The 21,366-nt window shown below is 70.9% G+C and carries 21 protein-coding genes; 5 read left to right on the top strand and 16 right to left on the bottom strand.

The genetic code is table 11. The features are described 5' to 3' along the window. Positions 1–6 precede the first annotated feature (6 nt). The 3 genes from SM116_RS04705 to SM116_RS04695 all read right to left on the bottom strand — a co-directional run bounded on the left by SM116_RS04705 (position 7) and on the right by SM116_RS04695 (position 2,911). Positions 7–852: an SURF1 family protein gene (locus tag SM116_RS04705; protein ID WP_425563293.1), complete on the bottom strand. Its 846-nt coding sequence runs from the start codon at positions 850–852 to the stop codon at positions 7–9. Then, positions 852–1,961, bottom strand: a complete 1,110-nt coding sequence (locus SM116_RS04700) for a GuaB3 family IMP dehydrogenase-related protein (protein ID WP_320944098.1) — start codon at positions 1,959–1,961, stop codon at positions 852–854. Before SM116_RS04700 ends, SM116_RS04705 begins: the two co-directional genes overlap by 1 nt. A 65-nt stretch (positions 1,962–2,026) precedes the next feature. Continuing rightward, on the bottom strand, positions 2,027–2,911 hold the full coding sequence (locus SM116_RS04695) for a LysR family transcriptional regulator (protein WP_320943300.1): 885 nt from the start codon (positions 2,909–2,911) through the stop codon (positions 2,027–2,029). A gap of 85 nt (positions 2,912–2,996) precedes the next feature. Here SM116_RS04695 and SM116_RS04690 point away from each other — a divergent pair, with 85 nt between their 5' ends. Both SM116_RS04690 and SM116_RS04685 read left to right on the top strand, forming a co-directional pair. Then, positions 2,997–4,226: an MFS transporter gene (locus SM116_RS04690; RefSeq protein ID WP_320943299.1), complete on the top strand. Its 1,230-nt coding sequence runs from the start codon at positions 2,997–2,999 to the stop codon at positions 4,224–4,226. A 25-nt stretch (positions 4,227–4,251) separates the two neighbouring features. Continuing rightward, complete coding sequence (locus tag SM116_RS04685) at positions 4,252–4,527, top strand: hypothetical protein (RefSeq protein ID WP_320943298.1); 276 nt, start codon at positions 4,252–4,254, stop codon at positions 4,525–4,527. Between the two features lie 52 nt (positions 4,528–4,579). Here the strand turns inward: SM116_RS04685 and SM116_RS04680 are convergent, their stop codons facing one another. From SM116_RS04680 to groES, 4 genes are all read right to left on the bottom strand, one after another. Beyond that, positions 4,580–6,268: an ABC-F family ATP-binding cassette domain-containing protein gene (locus SM116_RS04680; protein WP_320943297.1), complete on the bottom strand. Its 1,689-nt coding sequence runs from the start codon at positions 6,266–6,268 to the stop codon at positions 4,580–4,582. Positions 6,269–6,332: 64 nt separating this feature from the next. Continuing rightward, the gene (gene guaB, locus SM116_RS04675; protein ID WP_320943296.1) at positions 6,333–7,835 is read right to left on the bottom strand and encodes an IMP dehydrogenase; all 1,503 of its coding nucleotides are present in this window, start codon (positions 7,833–7,835) and stop codon (positions 6,333–6,335) included. 149 nt (positions 7,836–7,984) lie between these two features. Then, positions 7,985–8,899, bottom strand: a complete 915-nt coding sequence (rarD, locus tag SM116_RS04670) for an EamA family transporter RarD (protein WP_320944097.1) — start codon at positions 8,897–8,899, stop codon at positions 7,985–7,987. Positions 8,900–9,089: 190 nt separating this feature from the next. After that, the gene (groES, locus tag SM116_RS04665) at positions 9,090–9,386 is read right to left on the bottom strand and encodes a co-chaperone GroES (RefSeq protein WP_191719721.1); all 297 of its coding nucleotides are present in this window, start codon (positions 9,384–9,386) and stop codon (positions 9,090–9,092) included. A 140-nt stretch (positions 9,387–9,526) separates the two neighbouring features. On the opposite strand from groES, the gene SM116_RS04660 reads away from it, so the two are divergent. After that, positions 9,527–10,711 (top strand): THUMP-like domain-containing protein, encoded by a 1,185-nt coding sequence (locus SM116_RS04660; protein WP_320943295.1) that lies wholly within the window; start codon positions 9,527–9,529, stop codon positions 10,709–10,711. 28 nt (positions 10,712–10,739) lie between these two features. Here the strand turns inward: SM116_RS04660 and SM116_RS04655 are convergent, their stop codons facing one another. The 4 genes from SM116_RS04655 to tsaB are packed head-to-tail and all read right to left on the bottom strand — an operon-like array spanning position 10,740 to position 13,553. Next, complete coding sequence (locus SM116_RS04655; RefSeq protein WP_320943294.1) at positions 10,740–11,333, bottom strand: hypothetical protein; 594 nt, start codon at positions 11,331–11,333, stop codon at positions 10,740–10,742. Further along, positions 11,330–12,391 carry a tRNA (adenosine(37)-N6)-threonylcarbamoyltransferase complex transferase subunit TsaD gene (tsaD, locus tag SM116_RS04650; RefSeq protein WP_425563294.1) on the bottom strand — a complete coding sequence of 354 codons (1,062 nt, stop codon included), beginning with the start codon at positions 12,389–12,391 and terminating at the stop codon, positions 11,330–11,332. The genes SM116_RS04655 and tsaD overlap by 4 nt, the downstream gene beginning before the upstream one ends. Next, on the bottom strand, positions 12,388–12,882 hold the full coding sequence (gene rimI / locus SM116_RS04645; protein WP_320943293.1) for a ribosomal protein S18-alanine N-acetyltransferase: 495 nt from the start codon (positions 12,880–12,882) through the stop codon (positions 12,388–12,390). Before rimI ends, tsaD begins: the two co-directional genes overlap by 4 nt. Further along, the gene (gene tsaB, locus SM116_RS04640) at positions 12,879–13,553 is read right to left on the bottom strand and encodes a tRNA (adenosine(37)-N6)-threonylcarbamoyltransferase complex dimerization subunit type 1 TsaB (protein ID WP_320943292.1); all 675 of its coding nucleotides are present in this window, start codon (positions 13,551–13,553) and stop codon (positions 12,879–12,881) included. The genes rimI and tsaB overlap by 4 nt, the downstream gene beginning before the upstream one ends. A gap of 37 nt (positions 13,554–13,590) precedes the next feature. On the opposite strand from tsaB, the gene SM116_RS04635 reads away from it, so the two are divergent. Further along, entirely contained in the window at positions 13,591–14,748 is a 1,158-nt protein-coding gene (locus SM116_RS04635; RefSeq protein ID WP_320943291.1) for a hypothetical protein, read from the top strand. A 2-nt stretch (positions 14,749–14,750) separates the two neighbouring features. Here SM116_RS04635 and tsaE read toward each other — a convergent pair whose 3' ends face one another. From tsaE to coaA, 5 genes are all read right to left on the bottom strand, one after another. After that, positions 14,751–15,248 (bottom strand): tRNA (adenosine(37)-N6)-threonylcarbamoyltransferase complex ATPase subunit type 1 TsaE, encoded by a 498-nt coding sequence (gene tsaE, locus SM116_RS04630; RefSeq protein WP_320943290.1) that lies wholly within the window; start codon positions 15,246–15,248, stop codon positions 14,751–14,753. Beyond that, on the bottom strand, positions 15,245–16,294 hold the full coding sequence (alr, locus tag SM116_RS04625) for an alanine racemase (protein ID WP_425563300.1): 1,050 nt from the start codon (positions 16,292–16,294) through the stop codon (positions 15,245–15,247). The genes tsaE and alr overlap by 4 nt, the downstream gene beginning before the upstream one ends. A gap of 56 nt (positions 16,295–16,350) precedes the next feature. Continuing rightward, positions 16,351–16,725, bottom strand: coding sequence for a holo-ACP synthase (locus tag SM116_RS04620; RefSeq protein WP_320943288.1), 375 nt, complete (start codon positions 16,723–16,725; stop codon positions 16,351–16,353). A gap of 96 nt (positions 16,726–16,821) precedes the next feature. Then, positions 16,822–18,675, bottom strand: coding sequence for a glutamine--fructose-6-phosphate transaminase (isomerizing) (gene glmS, locus SM116_RS04615; protein WP_320943287.1), 1,854 nt, complete (start codon positions 18,673–18,675; stop codon positions 16,822–16,824). Between the two features lie 62 nt (positions 18,676–18,737). Then, on the bottom strand, positions 18,738–19,691 hold the full coding sequence (gene coaA / locus SM116_RS04610; protein WP_320943286.1) for a type I pantothenate kinase: 954 nt from the start codon (positions 19,689–19,691) through the stop codon (positions 18,738–18,740). Positions 19,692–19,809: 118 nt separating this feature from the next. On the opposite strand from coaA, the gene SM116_RS04605 reads away from it, so the two are divergent. Further along, a complete protein-coding gene (locus SM116_RS04605; RefSeq protein WP_320943285.1) occupies positions 19,810–21,294 on the top strand; it encodes a peroxidase family protein in 1,485 nt (494 codons plus the stop codon). Positions 21,295–21,366 lie beyond the last annotated feature (72 nt).

Here is a 21,366-nt window from a genome sequence, read left to right as displayed (position 1 = left end):
TCCAGTCTAGACTCCGCGCTCATCGACGCCGGCCGAGAGCTCCTCCAGCTCCTCGACCTCCTTCTCCCACGCATCCTTCGCGAGGCGATACCAGAGGTAGAACGCGAAGCCGGCGAACACGGCCCACTCCGCGGCGTAGAAGAGGTTCAGCCAGTTGACGCCCTGGCGCTCGTCCGGCGCGGGCGACGAGATCGCCTGGAGGCCGCCGAGCGGCGTGGCGCTCGTCAGGTAGGGGCGGTAGACGTCGAGTCCCTGCACGTCGTGCCAGCGGCTGAGCAGCGCCGCGGGCGACATGCGCGTGAGCTCGAGCGGGTCGCCGTTCGGGTCGGGCACGATCGGCCCCTCGTCGGAGATCAGCCGTCCCGTGAGGCGCGCGCCGCCGGAGGAGGCGTTGAGCGCGGATGCCACGGCATCCGCCTTCGCCCGATCCGGCGTCCAGCCGACCGCCACGGCGAGCGACGTCGGCGTCGCCGTGTCCTTCAGGCGGAGCTGACCGGTGACCCAGTAGCCCTCCACGCCGTCGTTGTACCGCGACGAGACGACGATGAAGTCGCCCGCGACCCAGTCGCCGTCGACGGCCACCTTCTGCCCCACCAGCCGGTCGTCGAGGTACTCCCCCGGCTTCACGACATCCGCGATCGGCTTGACCTGCTCGGACGTGCTCTTCTGCACCGGGGCGGTGTCGATCGCGCGGCCGAGCTGCCACTGGCCGAGCCAGGCGAACACCCCCGCGACCACCAGGCACAGCAGCAGCATGGCGATCCACCGGGGACGCACCATGACCTCGCGGAGTGTGGGCGGGAAGACCTCGATGGGCGCGTGGGCCGACGGCGGTTCGGAGACGTCGGGCATCAGTACGGCGCGACGACGACCTCGACGCGCTGGAACTCCTTGAGGTCGGAGTACCCGGTCGTGGCCATGGACTTCTTGAGCGCGCCGATGAGGTTGACGGTCCCGTCGGCGACGGGTGCGGGCCCGTAGAGGATCTCCTCGAGCGTGGCGACGTGCTCGACGGCGACGCGACGGCCGCGCGGCAGGTGCGGGTGGTGCGCCTCGGCACCCCAGTGGAAGCCGCCGCCCGGCGCATCCGTCGCCCGCGCCAGGGCCACGCCGAGCATGACGGCGTCGGCGCCCATGGCGATCGCCTTGACGATGTCGCCCGACGTGCCGACACCGCCGTCGGCGATGACGTGCACGTAGCGGCCACCCGACTCGTCGAGGTAGTCGCGACGCGCGCCCGCGACGTCGGCGACCGCAGTGGCCATCGGCGCGTGCAGACCGAGGGTCGCGCGGGTGGTGGATGCGGCTCCCCCGCCGAAGCCGACGAGGACGCCCGCTGCCCCCGTGCGCATGAGGTGCAGCGCGGCCGTGTAGGTCGCCGCGCCGCCGACGATCACGGGGACGTCGAGGTCGTAGATGAACTTCTTGAGATTCAGCGGCTCGGCGACGGACGACACGTGCTCGGCGGACACGGTGGTGCCGCGGATGACGAACAGATCGACGCCGGCGGAGACCACGGTCTCGTAGAGCTCCTGCGTCCGCTGCGGGGTGAGGGCGCCGGCGACGGTGACGCCGGCGGCGCGGATCTCCGCCAGCCGGTCGCGCACGAGCTCGGGCTTGATCGGCTCGGCGTAGATCTCCTGCATCCGTCGCGTCGCGACCTCGTCATCGAGTGCGGCGATCTCGGCGAGCAGCGGCTCCGGGTCGTCGTAGCGCGTCCACAGTCCTTCGAGGTCGAGCACGCCGAGCGCGCCGAGACGGCCGAGCATGATGGCCGTCTGGGGGCTCACGACCGAGTCCATCGGTGCGCCGATGACCGGCACCGCGAACGGGAACGCGTCGATCGTCCAGGCGGTCGAGACGTCCTCGGGGTTGCGCGTGCGGCGCGAGGGCACGACGGCGATGTCGTCGAACGTGTAGGCGCGGCGCGCGCGCTTGCCGCGGCCGAGCTCGAGCTCCATGGTCACGTGTTCAGCCTACCCTCAGGCCTTGCGAGGGCCTGATGGCCGCCTGAAAGGCCGCGGGCTCAGTCCGAGGCGAACTCCGCGGCGACGGCGGTGCGCAGCGCTCGCGCTGCCGCCGAGGGTCGCCGACGGGTCGCGACGAGCAGCTCCCATTCGATCAGGGTGTCGAGCGGATGCAGGTCGACACCCACCACGTCGGACGGCACAAGTGAGCGCGGCATCACCGCGACACCGAGGCCTGCGGCGACGAACAGCGGCATCTGCGCGACGTCGGCGATCTCGATCGTGGTGCGTCGGGCAAGACCCCGCGCGGCGATGGCGCTGTCGAGCGCCGTGCGGTTTCCGAAGCCCTCCGGCGAGTCGATGAACGGCAGGCGCACCAGCTCGGCCAGAGGAACGATGTCCTGTTCCCCCAGGGGGTGACCGAGGGGGAGGATCGCCACGAAGATCGATCGGGCGAGCGGCTCCGCCTCGAGATCGGCCAGCGGCATCGGCGCGCCGCCGAGGAATGCCAGGTCGATGCGGCCGTCGGCGAGGTCCCGGGCGAGTCCGGCGGACCCCGTCGGACTCGGCGAGAGCTGCAGGTCCACACCGGGATGCTGCGCCTGGAAGCGCCCCAGCACCGAGGACAGGCGCATCCCGGCCACGACATTGGTGAGCGTGCCGACTCGGAGCGTCCCGCGCAGCACGCCGTCGTCCGACGCGACATCCCGCAGCCGTCCGAGCTGGTCGAGGAGCTCGCGCGCCAGGGGCAGGACCGCGGCACCCGTCGGCGTCTGGGCGACCCGCCGCGTATCGCGCTCGAACAGCACGACCCCGAGATCGGATTCGAGCGCGCGGATGCCGGCCGACACGGTGGACTGCGCGGCATGGCAGCGCTCGGCGGCCCGCGTGAACCCGCCCTCTTGCGCCACGGCGACGAAGTACTCCAGCAGGCGCGTCTCCATGTCGCGATCATATATCGATGTCAACGATGAGAGTTAGCGAATCCGTTCGCTTCCATCGATAGGACGCGACGCGCACGATGGAGACATGAGCACCGGGACCGCATCCACCCCCACCGCAGCAGTCCGGCAACGGCGGCATCGACTCGGATTCGGCATCGTCACGGCCGCCTTCCTCACGACGATGGCCTTCACGACCGTGCCGACGCCCCTCTACGGCTTCTACCAGCGCGCAGACGACTTCCCGACCTGGGTCGTCACGGTGATCTTCGCCGCCTATGCCATCGGCGTCCTCGGTGCACTGTTCCTCGTGGGACACATCTCGGACTGGGCCGGGCGACGGCGGATGATCCTCATCGGAATCACGCTGGAGATCGTCGCCGCCGTGCTCTTCCTGCTCTGGCCGGGAGTGGCCGGTCTCATCGTCGCCCGCGTCATCTCGGGCGCGGGCATCGGCACGCTCATGGCCACCGCATCCGCGCATCTCGTCGAGCTGGCCGAGGTCGCCGAGCCTGAGTCGGGGCCCGCACGGGCCACGACGGTGGCCACGGTCGTGAACACCGGCGGCCTGGCGCTCGGTCCGCTCGTGGCTGGCGCGGTCGCGACCATGTTCCCTGCGCCGACCATCACGCCGTTCGTCGTCTTCCTCGTTCTGCTGGCGATCGCCGCGGCGGCCCTGATGGCGGTGCCGGAGACGGTCGACCGCACGGCGAAGCGTCCGCATTATCGCCCGCAGCGCGTCTCCCTGCCCGAGGGAGCGCGTGGCGACTTCGCCGCGGCCGCGACCGCCGCCTTCGCCGGGTTCGCGGTGTTCGGCCTGTTCACGTCGCTCGCTCCCAGCGTCCTCGCGCATGTGATGCACGTGGCGTCGCCGCTTGCCGGAGGGGCGGTGAGCTTCTCGGTGCTCGCAGCTGCCGCGGCCTCGCAGCTGGTCTTGGCCCGGTGGGCGATGTCCCGGCAGCTGCCGGTCGCGCTGGGACTGATGGTCGTCGGGCTCGCCGCCCTCGCGATCGGCGCGCTCACGGCGGATCTCCTCCTGTTCGTGGCATCCGGCATCCTCGCCGGAGCCGGTGTCGGGCTGGTCTTCCGCGGTGCAATGCTGACGGCCGGCGCTCTCGCACGGCCCGAGCGGCGCGGCGAGGTGCTGGCGGGCATGTTCCTCGTCGCCTACGCGGGGCTCGTCCTGCCGGTGCTCGCGGTCGGCGTCGGCGTCGCGTTCTTCCCGATCCCGGTCGTCCTGTTGGTCTTCGCGATCACCGTGGCGGTGCTCGTCCACGTCGCGACGATCCCGATGATCCGCCGGGGCGGGCGGGCATGACCGGTTGGCGGAGGACGTGTTCGGGATGCCGACCACTCACTACCAGGTGACGATCGATCCGTCGAAGGTGAATGGTCCGACCGGCGATGAACTCAAATCCCTATCGAGCGGTAAGGACATCACATACGACTATTGGCTGGATGCGAAGAACCTGCCGCTCCAGTTGAAGTACGCGTTCGAGGTGCAGGGCCGAATGGCGACGGCGACCGCTCAAATGAGGGACTGGGGCGTCGTCCGGCCCCTCACTGCCCCTCCCGCCGACCAGCTCATCACGCTCGAGCAGGCCGGGCTCGGCGGCTGAGTCCAACCTCGCTCCGCGGAGTTCGGCCCTTCTGAACCCGGCCCGACCCGACTCAGCGGGCTCTCGCCACCCGGGCCTCGTCCCACACCGGCTCATTCGACTCGTACACGCGGCCGTCCGCCCCGAACACGAGGAAGCGGTCGAAGGAGCGCGCGAACCAACGGTCGTGCGTGACGGCGAGGACCGTCCCCTCGAAGCGCGCCAGGGCATCCTCGAGAGCCTCGGCCGAGACGAGGTCGAGGTTGTCGGTCGGCTCGTCCAGCAGCAGCAGCGTGACACCCGAGAGCTCGAGCAGCAGGATCTGCAGGCGCGCCTGCTGGCCGCCCGACAGCGACTCGAAGGGCTGCTCCGCCTGGGCGACGAGCCCGTAGCGGTCGAGCGCCGAGCTCGCCGCATCCCTCGGCATCCCCGGCCGCTCCGCGTCGCCGCGATGGAGGATCTCCAGGAGCGTGCGGCCCGTGAACTCGGGATGCCGGTGGGTCTGGGCGAACCAGCCGGGAACGACGCGCGCGCCGAGGACGGCGCGGCCGGCGTGCGCAACCGGCTCCAGCGTCGCACCGACTGCCGTGACGTGGCCGAGCAGCGCGTCCGGGTCGGATCCACCGCCTGCGAGCAGGCGCAGGAAGTGCGATTTGCCGGACCCGTTCGAGCCGAGCACGGCGACCCGATCGCCGAACCAGACCTCGAGATCGAACGGCCGCATGAGGCCGGTGAGCTCGAGACCCTCGACGACGACGGCGCGTTTGCCGGTGCGCGAGCCGCGGAGGCGCAGCGTGAGGTGCTGCTCGCGCGGCCGCTCCTCGGGCGGTCCGACCTCCTCGAACCTGCGCAGCCGTGTCTGGGCGGCGCGGTACCGTGAGGCGAAGTCGTCGCTGTTGGCGGCCTTGACGCGCAGCGTGGCGACGAGGTTCCTGAGCTTGGCGTGCTCCTCGTCCCAGCGACGGCGCAGCTCGTCGAGGCGGGCCATCCGGTCCTCGCGGGCCTGGTGGTAGCTCGCGAAGCCACCGCCGTGCACCCATGCCGAGCTGCCCGCCGCCCCGACCTCGAGCGTCACGATGCGCTCTGCAGCGCGCGCGAGCAGCTCCCGATCGTGCGACACGAGCAGCACCGTCTTGGGCGTCGCCCGCAGCTGCTCCTCGAGCCAGCGCTTGCCGGGAACGTCGAGGTAGTTGTCCGGCTCGTCGAGGAGCAGCACCTCGTCGGGTCCGCGCAGCAGCGCCTCGAGCGCCAGTCGCTTCTGCTCGCCGCCGGACAGGGACTCGAGATCGCGGAACCGGGCGCGCTCGAAGGGGATGCCGAGAGCCGCCGTGGTGCAGGCATCCCACACGGTCTCGTGCTCGTAGCCGCCCGCATCGGCGTAGTCGGCGATCGCGGTCGCGTAGCGCAGCTGGGTGTCGGTGTCGTCGCGCTCGATGATCGCGATCTCGGATGCGTCGAGCTCGCGGGATGCGCCGCGGACGCGGTCGGGCGCCACGGCGACGAGCAGGTCGTGCACGGTCTGGCCCGGTCGGCTGTGGCCGACGAACTGATCCATGACCCCGAGTCCGCCCCCGACGGAGACGACACCGCTGTCGGGAACGACCTCGTCGCGGATCATGCGCAGGAGCGTCGTCTTGCCTGCGCCGTTGGCGCCGATGAGCGCGGTGGTGCGCCCCTCGCCGACGCGGAACGAGACCTCGTCGAGGAGCGGCCGGCCATCGGGCAGCGTGAAGCTCACGCCGGCGACATCGATGTATCCCACGGGGCTGTCCCTCCGCCCCGCATCGCCATTCGGATGCAGAGCCGACCAGACTAGCGCAGTGCGACTACTTCTTGTAGTTGGGCGCCTCGACGACGATCTGCACGTCGTGCGGGTGCGACTCCTTGAGCCCGGCCGCGGTGATCCGCACGAAGCGCCCCTTGGTCTTGAGCTCCTCGACGGTGCGGGCGCCGACGTAGAACATCGACTGCCGCAGGCCGCCGACGAGCTGGTAGGCCACAGCGGAGACGGGGCCGCGGTACGCGACCTGACCCTCGATGCCCTCGGGGATCAGCTTGTCGTCGCTTGGAACGTCGGCCTGGAAGTAGCGGTCCTTCGAGTAGGAGGTCTTCTTGCCGCGCGTCTGCAGGGCACCGAGCGAGCCCATGCCGCGGTACAGCTTGAACTGCTTGCCGCCCTGGAAGACGATCTCGCCCGGGCTCTCGTCGGTGCCGGCGAACAGCGAGCCGATCATGACCGCGTCCGCGCCCGCGACGAGCGCCTTGGCGATGTCGCCCGAGTACTGCAGGCCACCGTCGGCGATGATCGGGACGCCGGCCTCGCGCGCCGCGAGGGATGCCTCGTACACCGCGGTGACCTGGGGCACGCCGACGCCCGCGACGATGCGCGTGGTGCAGATGGAGCCCGGACCGACGCCGACCTTGACGGCATCCACACCCGCGTCGATGAGCGCCTGCGCGCCCTCGCGGGTCGCCACGTTGCCGCCGATGACGTCGATGTGGTCGAAGGTCGGATCGGCCTTGATGCGCTTGACGATGTCGATGACGCCGGCGGACTGCCCGTTGGCGGTGTCGACGACGAGCACATCGACACCGGCATCGCGGAGCGCCTCGGCGCGCTGCCACGCATCGCCGAAGAACCCGATCGCCGCGCCGACGCGCAGGCGCCCCTGCTCGTCCTTGGTGGCGAGCGGATACTTCTCGCTCTTGTCGAAGTCCTTGATGGTGATGAGGCCGGCGAGCCTGCCGTCGTCGTCGATGAGCGGAAGCTTCTCGACGCGGTGCTTCGCGAACGTCGCGATGACCTCGCCGGCTCCGATGCCGACGTGACCGGTGACGAGGTTCTCGCTCGTCATGACGTCCTTGACGTAGGTCGACTTGCGCTCGAATCCCGACACGAACCGCATGTCGCGGTTGGTGATGATGCCGACCAGGCGCCGATCGTCGTCGATGACCGGGAGACCCGAGACGCGGTACTGCGCGCACAGCCGGTCGACCTCGTCCACGGTGGCGTCGGGGGTCGTCGTGATGGGGTTCGAGATCATGCCCGACTCGCTGCGCTTGACGCGGTCGACCATCGCGGCCTGGTCCTCGATGGGCAGGTTGCGGTGGATGATGCCCAGACCGCCCTCGCGCGCGACCGCGATCGCCATCCGCGCCTCGGTGACGGTGTCCATCGCGCTCGAGATGAGCGGCGTGGCGACCGTGATGCGACGCGTGACCCGCGACGACGTGTCGGCCTCACTGGGGATGACGTCGGTGTGCCCCGGCAGGAGCAGGACGTCGTCGTACGTGAGTCCGACGAAACCGAACGGGTCAGGCTGCTCCATGGGATTCTCCTCCAGATGCCGCAGTGGAGTGATCCCGCGGCGGGGTGGGACGACGACGACCGGGGCGGGACGCGGGTCCCGGCCTACCGATTGTAAAGCGCGCCGCCTGAGCGTTTCATTCCCGTGACGGGCAGACGGATGCCGCGGCCTCAGGCCGCGGCGCGGGACCGTCGGACGCTGCGCAGCGAGTCGACCGTCAGCAGGATGAGCGCGATCCAGACGAGCCCGAATCCGATCCAGCGCGCCGGGGGCATCGGCTCGTGCAGGATCGCGACGCCGACGAGGAACTGCAGGATCGGCGTGATGAACTGCAGCAGGCCGACGATCGTCAGCGGCACGCGACGCGCGCCCGACGCGAACAGGAGGAGCGGGACCGCGGTCACGACGCCCGCCATCAGCACGAGCACGGCGTGCCATGGCCCGTAGCCGAAGATCGTGAGTCCGCTCGTCATCCCGACGACGATGAGTTCGACGATCGCGACGGGCAGCAGCCAGAACGACTCGAGGGTCAGGCCGCTCACGGCATCCACCGCGGTGCCGATCCGCTTCTTGACGAGTCCGTAGAAGCCGAACGAGAACGCGAGGATGAGCGCGATCCACGGCACGTCGCCGTAGGCGACGACGCTCACGATCACGGCGACGACCACGATGCCGATCGCCACCCACTGCAGGACGTCGATGCGCTCACGCAGTACCAGGACACCGAGCAGCACGGTCACGATCGGGTTGATGAAATACCCGAGGCTCGTCTCGACCACGTTTCCGGTCAGCGTTCCGATGAGGTACGTCTGCCAGTTGACGTAGATGAGGACGCCGGCCGCCGCGGTCCAGCCGAGCAGCCGCGGCTGTCGAACGATGGCCAGAAGCTTCGGCCACGTGCGCGTGACCGTGAGCAGCAGCGCGCAGAAGACGAAGGAGAGGATGATGCGCCACGCGACGATCTCCCACGGCCCCGTCGGGGCGAGCAGGAGGAAGTACAGCGGGAACACGCCCCACAGCAGGTAGGCGGAGAACGTGTAGACGACCCCGCGCCGCCGCTCGCGATCGGACGCGGCGACCGGCACGACACCGGTGCCCAGCACCTCCGTGCAGTCCGCGAGAGCCTCGACCCGAGCCGCCTCCGGGCCGCCCGCGGGCCCGGGGGACGAAGGGGGAGGACTCACCGCACCAGCCTACGCGCGGGGTGCGACGCGGGGACGCAGAAGGGCCCGGATGCCGTGGCATCCGGGCCCTTCGGAAAGCAGGTGTCGCCGATCAGCGGACGACGACCGCCAGCACGTCGCGCGCCGACAGGACGAGCAGCTCGTCACCGCCGAACTTGACCTCGGTGCCGCCGTACTTGCTGTAGATCACGCGGTCGCCGACGGCGACGTCGAGCGGGATGCGGTTGCCGTTGTCGTCGATGCGGCCGGGGCCGACCGCCACGACCTCGCCCTCCTGGGGCTTCTCCTTGGCGGTGTCGGGGATGACCAGACCGCTCGCGGTGGTCTGCTCGGCCTCGACCTGCTTGATGACGATCCGGTCCTCGAGCGGCTTGATGGAAACCGACACGGTGTACCTCTTCCTTCTTGGAGTGAAGACTCGTTAGCACTCGACGCATGTGAGTGCTGATGAAAGTGTAGGACGACGACTGGCACTCATGCAACGCGAGTGCCAATCGACGACACAACCGGATGCCTAGGCTGGGTGCTGTGGAGATGAGCGAGCTGCGGGCCCTGCTGACGCCCGAGGGGCTGCAGCTCCTCGACGAGACGAAGGCGACAGACATCCGGGATGTCGCTCGTGCGGTGTCGAGGCTGCGCGCGGCGGGACACTCGGCCGACCTCGTCTCGGCGGTCGTGGGCCAGGCACGGCTGCGGGAGCGAGCGGAGGCCAAGTTCGGTCCCTTCGCCGAGCGGATGCTGTTCACGCGCGCCGGGCTCGAGCAGGCGACGCGCCTCGAGGTCGCGGCACGGCACGCGGGTCGATTCCGGGATGCCGGTCTCGGCAGCGTGGCCGACCTCGGCTGCGGCATCGGCGGCGACGCGCTCGGCTTCGCCGGCATCGGGATGCGGGTGCTCGCCGTCGACGCCGACGAGGTGACCGCGGCCATCGCGGCGTACAACCTGGCGCCCTTCGGGGGCGCCGTGACTGTCCAGCACGGGGAGGCCGAGGCATCCGATCTGTCCGCCGTGGAGTCGGTCTGGCTCGATCCCGCCCGCCGCACCGCGGGGCACACCGAGACCTCCCGCGTTCGCGCGGAGGACTACACGCCGTCGCTCGACTGGGCGTTCGAGCTGGCGGAGCGCATGCCGACCGGGATCAAGCTGGGGCCGGCCTTCGACCGCGAGCTCATCCCCGACGCTGTCGAGGCGCAGTGGATCGCCGTGGACGGCTCCACGATCGAGCTCGTGATGTGGTCCGGCGCGCTGGCCCGCCCGGGTGTGGCACGCGCGGCGCTCGTCGTGCGCAACGGTGTCGGGAACGAGCTGACGTCGGCGGTGGATGCGCAGGACGAGCCCGTGCGCGAGCTCGGCGCCTTCGTCCACGAGCCGGAGGGGGCCGTCATCCGCGCCCGCCTCATCGGCGATGTCGCCCGCTCGCTCGAGGCCGGGATGCTGGCGCCCGGCGTCGCCTACCTGACCGGCGACGCCGCTGTGACGTCTCCGTTCGTGTCGACCTTCCGGGTGCGGGAGACGCTTCCCGCCGACGTGAAGGGCCTCGGCAAGGCCCTCCGCGACCGGGGTATCGGGCGGCTGGAGATCAAGAAGCGCGGCGTCGACATCGATCCGGCGAAGCTGCGCACCCAGCTGAGGCTCCGCGGCGACGAGGAGGCGACGCTTCTGCTCACCCGACGCGGCGGCAGGCGGCTCGCGATCCTCGCCGACCGCGTCTGACCCGGCACGTGGCGCCGGCCTCCGGCCGTCAGGGCAGGGCGAGTGCGCCCTGGCTCGCCGCCCAGATCAGCCACCCCGCACTGTAGAGCAGCGACAGGCCCGCGAGCGCGATCGCCCAGACCGCGACGCTCTTCGGCTCACCGCGGCGCAGGGCGGAGCCGCCGCCGATGATGGCGACGACGCCCAGCAGGAAGCCCCAGCCGACGAGGAACGAGACGAGGAGGCCGACGATGGCGAAAGCCAGCGCCCACCCGCCGAATCGCGCCCGAGGCGCAGCCGCGACCCATTCCGCCGGCGTGTAGTCGAGCGCATCCTCCGTGCCGGGTTGCACCGGCGCGGACTCGATCGTGATGCTGACCGGTCCGGTGAGCTCGCGCGAGAAGCCTCCGCGGTGCGCACCCGGCAGGGGTGTGGCATCCGCCGCTGCGGTGAGGTCGGGCGGGGCGGCCTCGATCCGCGCCGCGCGGCCGTCGGGCGCAGGGCCCGGCGCAGGGCCGGGCGCAGGGCCGGGCGCGGTGCCCCCGTTCTGCGGAGATCCTCCGTTCTGCGGAGAATCCGGCGCGGATGCAGCCGCTCCTGCGCGGATCTCCTCCGCTGCGCCGCCGTCGGTCGGGTCACTCATGCCACGGCGACGCTCTCGGCGACCTGGATCTCGGTGACAGGGAGGGTCGAGTCCGCCCCGAACTCGAGCGTCGAAGGCTTGCGGCCCGACCGGATGAGCTCGGCGGCGAGTCCGGCGATCATCGCCCCGTTGTCCGTGCAGAGACTGAGCGGCGGGATGCGCACCGTGACTCCGGCCTCGGCCGCACGTGCGAGCGCGACATCCCGCAGACGCCGATTGGCGATGACGCCGCCGCCGAGAAGGAGCCTCGGCACGCCGTGGTCGGCGCACGCCGCGAGCGCCTTCGTGACGAGGACGTCCACGACGGCCTCTCGGAAGGACGCGGCGACATCCGCGACCGGCAGCTCTCCGTCGTACTGCTCGGTCCAGCGGGCGACCGCCGTCTTGAGTCCCGAGAACGAGAAGTCGTAGCGGTGCTTGTCGAGATCGCTCGCACGCGAGAGCCCCCGCGGGAAGCGGATCGCGTGGGCGTCGCCGGATGCCGCGGCCCGGTCTATCTCCGGACCCCCCGGATAGGGAAGCCCGAGCAGTCGTGCGACCTTGTCGAACGCCTCGCCGGCGGCGTCGTCGACCGTCTCGCCGAGGAGCTCGACGTCGGTCGTGAGGTCACGGACGAGCAGCAGCGACGTGTGGCCGCCGCTCACCAGCAGCGCCACCGTCGGGAGCTCGAGGGGAGGCGCGGATGCATCCAGGATGTCCGCGGCGATGTGCCCGACGAGGTGGTTGACGGCGTAGAGCGGCTTGTCGAGCGACACCGCGAGCGCCTTCGCCGCGCCGATGCCGACCATCAGTGCGCCCGCGAGGCCCGGCCCGCTCGTCACCGCGATGGCGTCCAGGTCGTCGAGCTGTACGCCCGCCTCGCGGAGCGCAGCCTCGATCGCGGGCTGCAGCGCCTCCAGATGGGCCCGAGCGGCGATCTCGGGCACGACGCCGCCGTAGCGGGCGTGCTCGTCCATCGAGCTCGCGATCGTGTTGGACAGCAGCGTCCGACCGCGGACGATGCCGATGCCCGTCTCGTCGCAGCTCGTCTCGATGCCGAGCACCAGCGGGTCGTTCACGTGCAGACTCCTCCGTCGGTTCCGGCCGCCGCCGATGCGTGGGCCCACCGCTCCAGGTCGAGGCGCATGATGACGGCGTCGACGTCATCGGGCTGGTAGTAGCCCGGACGGCGCCCCAGCTCGGCGAAGCCCTCGGATGCGTAGAGACCCTGGGCGACCGGGTTGTCGGCACGCACCTCGAGGAACACCTGCGCCGCTCCGCGCTCCTGCGCCGCGGTCAGGAGGTCGCGCAGCAGGGCGCGGCCCTGCCCGTGGCCGCGTGCCGAGGCGTCGACCGCGATGGTCTGGATGTCGGCATCCTTCGACCCGCTCAGCGCGCGCACTCCCCCGTACGCGACGATGCGGCCCGCGGTCTCGATGACGAAGTAGCGGTTGTGGGACGACTCGAGCTCGGCGCGCATCATGGTCTCCGACCAGGCGTCGGTCGGGAATGAGGCTCGCTCGAGGGCCATGATCGCGTCGAGGTCGGCCACGGTCGCGGCGCGGCTCACGCCGTCACCCGCTTGTGTGCGCCCGGGAGGGTCACATCCGGTGACCGGAGGTAGAGCGCATCGTCCGGCCCGATCGTGCGGCCGGCGGCCAGGGCTCGGGATGCCGCGACGCCGATGAGCGCGGCGGGCACGGCGGGGGCGTCCAGCCGCAGCGCTCCGAGCTCCGCGAGGCGTGCATCGAGGTCGTCGCGAGGGATGAGGGCGGGCTCGGTCGCACGGACGGGGAGGCCGTCGGCATCCATCCCGTCGTAGACGGTGTACGCGAACTCGCGCCGGCGCGCATCCGTGACCACGGCGATCAGCTGTTCGTCGTCGCCCGTGACGGCCGCCTGCAGGAGGTACCCCAGAGCGACGGCGTCATGGCTCACGACCGGGATCACCGGGATGCCGCGGCCGAGCGCGAACGCGCGCGCCGCGGCGATGCCCACCCGCAGGCCGGTGAACGGTCCCGGCCCCATGCCGGCAGCGACATGCGTGATCGAGTCGTCGGTGCGGAAGGTCACCCCCAGAGCGGGAGTGACGGCCGCGTCTTCGAGCGCGCGGGCGATGAGGGTGCCGATGACCTCTGCGTGTCCGAGCGGGTTCTGGCTCGACTCCGCGGCGCGCACGACTCCGTCGGGGTCGACGACGGAGACGCTCGTGCCCACCGAGGTGTCGATGCCGAGGATCATCCCTCCAGGGTAGTCGCGGCCGTCGTAGTGTCGGCATGTGCGGGGATCGGCGGGACGACGAGCGGCGCTCGCGGCGCTCGTGTGCGCGCTGGCGCTGGCCGGATGCACCGCGGGGCCGCCGGCGCCCAGGCATGTCGTCACAGCGACGTCCTCCACCCCGCCCGTCTCGGGATGGACCGAGATCGCTCCGCCCGCATCCGGTGCGCGCGTGCTCGCGATGACGACCACCGGTCGCACGCTCCTCGCGTTCGGCTCGGTGCCGCACGGCTCCGCTCGGGCGCCCGCGGCGTGGACGACGTCCGACCTCACGCATTGGACGCGGCTGCGTACCCACGCCGTGACGGGCTACGGGGAGGTCGCGCAGTTCATCATGGGGACGGATGCGGCCGGACGTGTCGTCGCGTATGGCCAGGCCTACGGGGGCGCCCACAGCAACCCGCGGCCGACGACGTGGGCGGGCGACCTCCGCCGCCTCAATGAGCACGAGCAGCCGTACACGCTGTTCGGCGGCGAGGATGCGATCGGAGTGACGGCGATGACCAGCTCCGCGCGCAGGACGCTCATCTCCGGCGCCTGGGACGGCCCGCACGGCTATGGTGCGGCGGTGTGGCTGACGCAGGACGGGGTCCGATGGATGCGCATCGCCGATGCCGCGGGGCTCGCCTCGGACCCCGGTGAGCAGACGTTCGCGAGCGGCGCGACCTCGACCGTCGAGGGCTTCCTGCTGTCCGGCTCGACGATGCGCGGAGCGCGCACCTCACCGCTCATCTGGCGATCGGCCGACGGCGTCCGCTGGTCTCGCACCCCGCTCTCCTCGACGACGGATGCGCAGGCCCGCGCGGCCGCATGCGCGGAAGACGGATGCGTCGTCATCGGCAGCACCGTGAGTAGCGCTCAGCGCCTGGAGTGCTGGCGAACAGATCCGTCCGGCGCGCAGACAGCGGCATCCGAAGGCCCCGGACACGGGCTGATCGACGTGACCCAGGTCGTCCTGACGACGGACCGGGCCCTCGTGGTCGGATCGATCGACCACGAGGCGACGCTGTGGTCGGTGGGCGTGGACTGCACCGGGTGGTCAGCGGTGCCGATGCCGGCGAAGACGGAGGATGCGGCGGCCGCCGCCTTCGACGGCCACATCGTCCTGGCGACCACGACCCCGCAGGCCAGTCGGCTGTGGGTTCGCGCCGCGCGGTGAGGCTAGGGCCGTCGGCTGATCGTCACGATGCGGGGGGAGTCGGCATCCAGCTCGTCCGCGTGCGCGACCACGCCGCACGCGGTGTCGACGCCTCGACCATGCCACGACCTGTCCAGCTCGACCTCCCACCACGCGTCACGCAGGCCGTCGACCATGCCGCGACCCCACTCGACGACGACGACGGAGTTGTCCACGTCGACGTCGAGGTCGTCGAGCTCGGCGGCGGAGCCGAGCCGGTACGCGTCGACGTGCACGAGCGGAGCGCCCCCGACGAGCGACGGGTGCGTGCGGGCGATCACGAAGGTCGGGCTCTGCACGGGCCCGCGCACGCCCAGTCCCGCCGCGATGCCGCGGGTGAGAGTGGTCTTGCCGGCGCCGAGCGGACCCGTGAGCACGACGAGGTCGCCGGGGCGCAGCATCCCGCCCATCCGCGCGCCGAGGGCCTCCATGTCTGCGGGAGCGACGATCTCGTGCCGCCCCTCCAGCTGCTCGAGGCTCATCCCCGCACCTGCCTGCGCGGCACCCGCGGGCCGATCCGCGTCACGATCTCGTAGTTGATGGTGGATGCGGCGTCCGCCCACTCCTCGACGGCCGGCGCGCCGAGCGTGGGGTCGCCGAACAGGGTCACGTCGTCGCCTATCCGCACGGGCGCATCCCCGACATCGACGACGAACTGGTCCATCGCGATGCGTCCGGACACGTGGAACCGCTGACGCCCGATGACCACCGGCCCCGCACCCGACGCCTGGCGAGGCACGCCGTCGGCATAGCCGAGCGGGACGAGGGCCAGCGTCGTCTCGCGCTCGGTGCGATACGTGTAGCCGTACGAGACACCCTGGCCCGCGGGCACGCGGCGCACCGCCGCGACCTCGCCGCGCAGGGTCATCGCGGGCCGCAGTCCGAGGTCGCCCGACGTGCGATCGGCGAACGGCGACAGGCCGTAGATGCCGATGCCGATGCGGACGCAGTCCAGGCGCGCCTCGGGGATCTCGATCGCGGCGTGCGTCGCGGCGATGTGCCGCAGCTGCGGGCGGATGCCGATCCGCGCCGCGGCGTCGACACCGTCGAGGAAGGCCGCGAGCGCGGCACGGTCGTCCTCCGCGGAGGTGTTGGAGAGGTGGCTGAACAGGCCCACGATCCGCACACGGCCGATCCGCTCGAGGCGTGCGGCCTCGGAGAACACCGCGGCGTAATCCGCCGGTGCGATGCCGTTGCGACCGAGGCCCGTCTCGAGCTTCAGGTGCACGCCGGCCGCGTGCTCGGAGGATGCGGCGGCGGCCGCCGCCTGCAGCTGATCCATCGTCGAGACGCCGATCTCGATGCCCGAGGCCGCAGCCTCGGCGAACGACTGCCCCGGCGCGTGCAGCCAGGCGACGACCGGCGCGTCGATGCCGCCCCGCCTGAGGGCGAGCGCCTCCGCCACGTCGGTGACGCCGAGGCGGCTCGCGCCTCCGGCGAGCGCGGCCGCTGCCGATCGCACGGCCCCGTGACCGTATCCCTCGGCCTTGACGACGGCCATGACGTCGACGCCCGTGAGCCGCCGCATGTGCCGCGTGTTCTCCTCGATGGCGCCCACGTCGATGAGCGCCTCCCGCAGGACGCTCACGCGCGAGCCTCCGCGTCCGAGAGCCGCTCGGCGATGACATACGCCGTCGCGAGTCCCGCGTCGTGCGACAGCGACAGATGAAGGGCGTCGATGCCGCGGGCCGCCACGATCGCGGCCGTCTCTCCGGACAGCGCGAAGACCGGTTTGCCGGACGGCTCCGATGCGATCTCGATCTCGCTCCAGTGCAGCCCGTCGGAGTCGCCGAGCGCCTTGATCAGGGCCTCCTTGGCGGCGTAGCGCGCCGCGAGCGAGTGCAGCTTGAGCTGCCGCTCCGCCTCGGAGAAGAGCCGCGCCAGCAGCCGCGGCGTCCGCTCGACCAGCCGCTCGAACCGCGGGATGTCGACGAGGTCGACGCCGATGCCGATGATCATGTCGCCTCCCGCCGGTCTCGTTCGCTCGCCGGGCGCGTCCGGGCGCACGGCATCCTCGACCCTATCGCGAGCGAATCCCGCCCAGCGGGCAGTCGCTCACTCGACGGTGACGGACTTCGCGAGGTTGCGCGGCTGGTCGACGTCGAGGCCGCGCGCGGTCGCGAGGCCCATGGCGAAGATGTGCAGCGGGACGACCGCCAGCAGCGGCTCGAACATCGCACCGGCGAGCGGGATGTGCAGCACCTCGTCCGCGAACGGCAGGACCGCGGCATCCCCCTCCTCCGCGATGACGATGACGCGCGCGCCCCGAGCCTGGATCTCCTGGATGTTCGAGACGACCTTGGAGTGCAGCAGAGCCGAGTGGCGCGGCGACGGCACGAGCACGAACACCGGCTGGCCGGGCTCGACGAGCGCGATCGGGCCGTGCTTGAGCTCGCCCGCGGCGAAGCCTTCGGCGTGGATGTACGAGATCTCCTTGAGCTTCAGCGCGCCCTCGAGAGCGATCGGGTAGCCCACGTTGCGGCCGAGGAACAGCACCGAGCGGGTGTCGGCCATCCAGTGCGCGAGCTGCTCGATGTGCGCCTGCTCGAGCGTCAGCACGCGCTGGATCTTGGCCGGGATGGCCTCGAGCTCGCGGACGTGCTCGGCGATGTCGACGGCCGCGATCGTGTCGCGGATGCGACCGACGTGCAGCGCGAGGAGGTACAGCGCGGTGATCTGCGCGACGAAGGCCTTGGTCGACGCGACCGCGACCTCCGGACCGGCGTGCGTGTAGACGACGGCGTCCGACTCGCGCGGGATGGTGGCCCCCTGCGTGTTGCAGATCGACAGCGTCTTGGCGCCCTGCTCGCGCGCGAACTTGACCGCCATCAGCGTGTCCATGGTCTCACCCGACTGGCTGATCGAGACGACGAGCGTGCCGGGTCCGATCACGGGGTCGCGGTAGCGGAACTCGTGGGCGAGCTCGACATCCACCGGAACGCGCGCCCACTTCTCGAGCGCGTACTTGCCGACCTGGCCCGCGTACGCGGCGGTGCCGCACGCGATGACGACGATGCGCGAGATTCCCGAGAAGAGATCGTCGAGTCCATCGAGCTCCGGAATGACGACCGTGCCCTCGTGGATGCGTCCGCGAATGGTGTTCGCGACGGCCTCGGGCTCCTCGGAGACCTCCTTGGCCATGAACGACGACCAGCCGCCCTTCTCGGCGGCCGCGGCATCCCACGTGACCTCGAAGGGCTCCGGCTGCACCGGGTTGCCGTCGAAGTCCGTGACCTGGACGCCGTCCGGCGTGATGGCGACGATCTCGTCCTGGCCGATGGCGAGAGCGTTGCGCGTGTGCTCGACGAAGGCCGCGACGTCGGAACCGAGGAAGTTCTCGCCCTCGCCGAGGCCGATGACGAGCGGCGAGTTGCGGCGTGCGCCGACGACGAGGCCGGGCTGGTCCTGGTGCACGGCCAGCAGTGTGAAGGCGCCCTCGAGCTGCGCCACGGTCGCCCGGAACGCGGCGACCAGGTCTCCCCCGTTCGCGCGGTACTCGCGACCCAGCAGCACGGCCGCGACCTCGGTGTCGGTCTCGCTCTTGAACTCGTAGCCGTCCGACAGCAGGTCGTTCTTCAGGGCGGCGAAGTTCTCGATGATGCCGTTGTGGATGACGGCGAGCTTGTCGTCGTCGGCGAGGTGCGGGTGCGCGTTGACGTCGGTCGGGCCGCCGTGGGTCGCCCAGCGGGTGTGGCCGATGCCGGTGGTGCCGTCGGGCATCGGCGCGGCCTTCAGGTCCTCGCGCAGGACGCCGAGCTTGCCCGCGCGCTTGCGCATGTCGAGCGAGCCCGCATCGTCGATGACGGCGATGCCGGCGGAGTCGTAGCCGCGGTACTCCAGTCGGGCGAGGCCGGACAGCAGGATGTCCTGGCTCGGGCGAGGGCCGACGTATCCGACGATTCCACACATGCGTTCCAGGGTAGGCGCAGGCGATTGCTAATCCCCTGTACAAACCCGGTATCGGCTTCGCATCACAGCTTGCGGAGCAGGACGCTCTCCACCTTGTGGTCCGCTCCCTTGCGCAGCACCAGCGACGCCCGGTGCCTCGTGGGAAGCACGTTCTCCTCGAGGTTCGGGAGGTTGATCTCGTTCCAGAAGCGCATGGCGCGCTCGATCGCCTCGTCGTCGCTGAGCTCCGCGAACACGCGGAAGAACGACGTCGGATTGGCGAACGCGCTCTGGCGCAGCGCGAGGAAGCGGTCCACGTACCACTGGGCGATGTGGTCGGCGTCGGCATCCACGTAGACCGAGAAGTCGAACAGATCGCTCACCGCGACGTCGTTGCGGCTCGGCGGAGGCTGCAGCACGTTGAGGCCCTCGACGATGACGACGTCGGGGCGACGCACGGTGATGTGGGCATCGGGGATGATGTCGTACCGGACGTGCGAGTAGACCGGCGCCTTCACCTCCGGCTCACCCGATTTCACCGCGGTGAGGAAGTCCAGGAGCGCCCGGCGGTCATACGACTCGGGGAAGCCCTTGCGGTCCATGATCCCGCGGCGCTCGAGCTCGGCGTTGGGCAGGAGGAAGCCGTCGGTCGTGACGAGCTCGACGCGCGGGGTGTCGGACCAGCGGCTCATGAGCTCGCGGAGCAGGCGCGCGATCGTGGACTTGCCGACGGCGACGGATCCCGCCACGCCGACGACGAACGGGGTCGTGACGTCGGGCTCGCCGAGGAAGTCGCTCGTATCCGCCCCGAGGCGCTTCGTCGCATTCGCGTACAGGCTGAGCAGACGGCTCAGCGGCAGGTAGACCTCGCGGACCTCCGCGAGATCGAGCCGGTCCCCGAGCCCGCGGATCTGCACGACCTCGGTCTCGCTCAGCGGCTGCGGAATGCCCGCGGCGAGGCGCGCCCATTCGTCGCGGTCGATCTCGCGGTAGAGCTGCGGGGCGGCGGCCGTGCCGGCCGAGGGGTCTGCGGACATCGCCGATCATCGTACCCGGCACCCCTGCGCGCCGATGTATCAGCCCCGGGATGCATCCCTCCTCCCGAATACGTGGACCATCGCGTCGCTCGTTCGTCGCATACCTGGAGGAGAGAACATGACCCGCCACGGCTCGTACACCGTCGACATCGTTCCGCCGCGATCGAAGTACTACGACTCGGGCCGGTTCGGCCGCATGTTCGGCTCGCTGCCGCCATTCGCCGCCGACACCCCTGAGATCCGCGCCGCGCTGCTGGACATCGGCAAGCCCGGCGGAATCATGGATGCCCAGGACGACCTCGCCGCAGGGCCGGTTCAGCTCATCGTCGATCCGGCGCTGTCGCAGCACAACCGCAACAGCACGACGCACGTCGCCGGCGACACGTTCCTCGGGCAGTTCATCGACCACGACATCACGTTCGACCCGACCTCGAGCCTCTCGCGCGCGGTCGACCCCGAGCAGATCTCGAATTTCCGCACGCCGAGCCTCGGTCTGGACAACATCTACGGATCCGGGCCCAACATCTCCCCCCATCTGTACGACCAGCATTCCGGCGGCATCGCCATGCTCCTCGAAGAGACCGGCACCCCCGGGAAGAACGACGTGCCGCGCAACAGCCAGGGAGTCGCGCTCATCGGCGATCCCCGCGACGACGAGAACCTGATCGTCTCGCAGCTGCAGACCGGGATGCTGCGCTTCCACAACGCGGTCCTCGACCATGTGCGCAGCGACCTCGGGATCACGAATCCGGGCGAGGCCTTCACCGAGGCGCAGCGGATCGTCCGCTGGCACTACCAGTGGATCGTCGTGCACCACTTCCTCACCAAGACGTGCGGCGACGACGTCGTCACCGACGTCCTGACGAACGGCCGCAGGTTCTACTCGTGGAACAACGAGCCGTTCATCCCCGTGGAGTTCTCGGTCGCCGCCTACCGCTTCGGCCACAGCCAGATCCGCCCGTCCTACCGCGCGAACTTCACCGGCAACCCGGGCGGCACCCCGTTCTTCGGCATGATCTTCACCGCCGACTCGCTGCCCGGCGGCGACCCCGACGACCTGTCTGGGGGATGCCGCGCACCACGCCGCTTCGTCGACTGGCCGACGTTCTTCGACTTCGGCGACGGCAACGTCCGCCCCAACAAGAAGATCGACACGACCCTGTCGACCGCGCTGTTCACGCTGCCTGGGTCGGTGGTCGCACGGCCCGACGCCAAGACGAACCCCGCATCGCTCGCGCAGCGGAACCTGCTGCGGCATCTGACGTTCTCGCTCCCCTCGGGGCAGCGCGTGGCACGGGCCATGAACGCTCCCGAGCTGCGCGGGAGCGATCTCGCCGACCTGCAGCAGTACGGCCTCGACGACCGCACGCCGCTGTGGTTCTACGTGCTCCGCGAGGCGGACGTGGCGGGCGACGGCGAGCGGCTCGGCCCGGTCGGCGGACGCATCGTCGCGGAGGTCATGCTCGGCCTGATCGAGGGTGACAGCACGTCCTACCTCGCGCAGGATCCCGACTGGCAGCCGTTCCTGCCGACGATCGATCCCACGCGTCAGCACACCGACTTCCAGATGATCGATCTGCTGCGCTTCGCCGGGGTGGCCTGACCGGCCCGCGTCGACCGTGGAGGACTCGCCGCCCGACTCCCTCCGGGCGACGGCAGCGGGGCGCCGGTGTCA

Source organism: Microbacterium rhizosphaerae (genome assembly GCF_034120055.1).
Taxonomy (GTDB): Bacteria; Actinomycetota; Actinomycetes; order Actinomycetales; family Microbacteriaceae; genus Microbacterium; species Microbacterium rhizosphaerae.
This window is presented reverse-complemented; position numbering and strand designations above follow the sequence as displayed.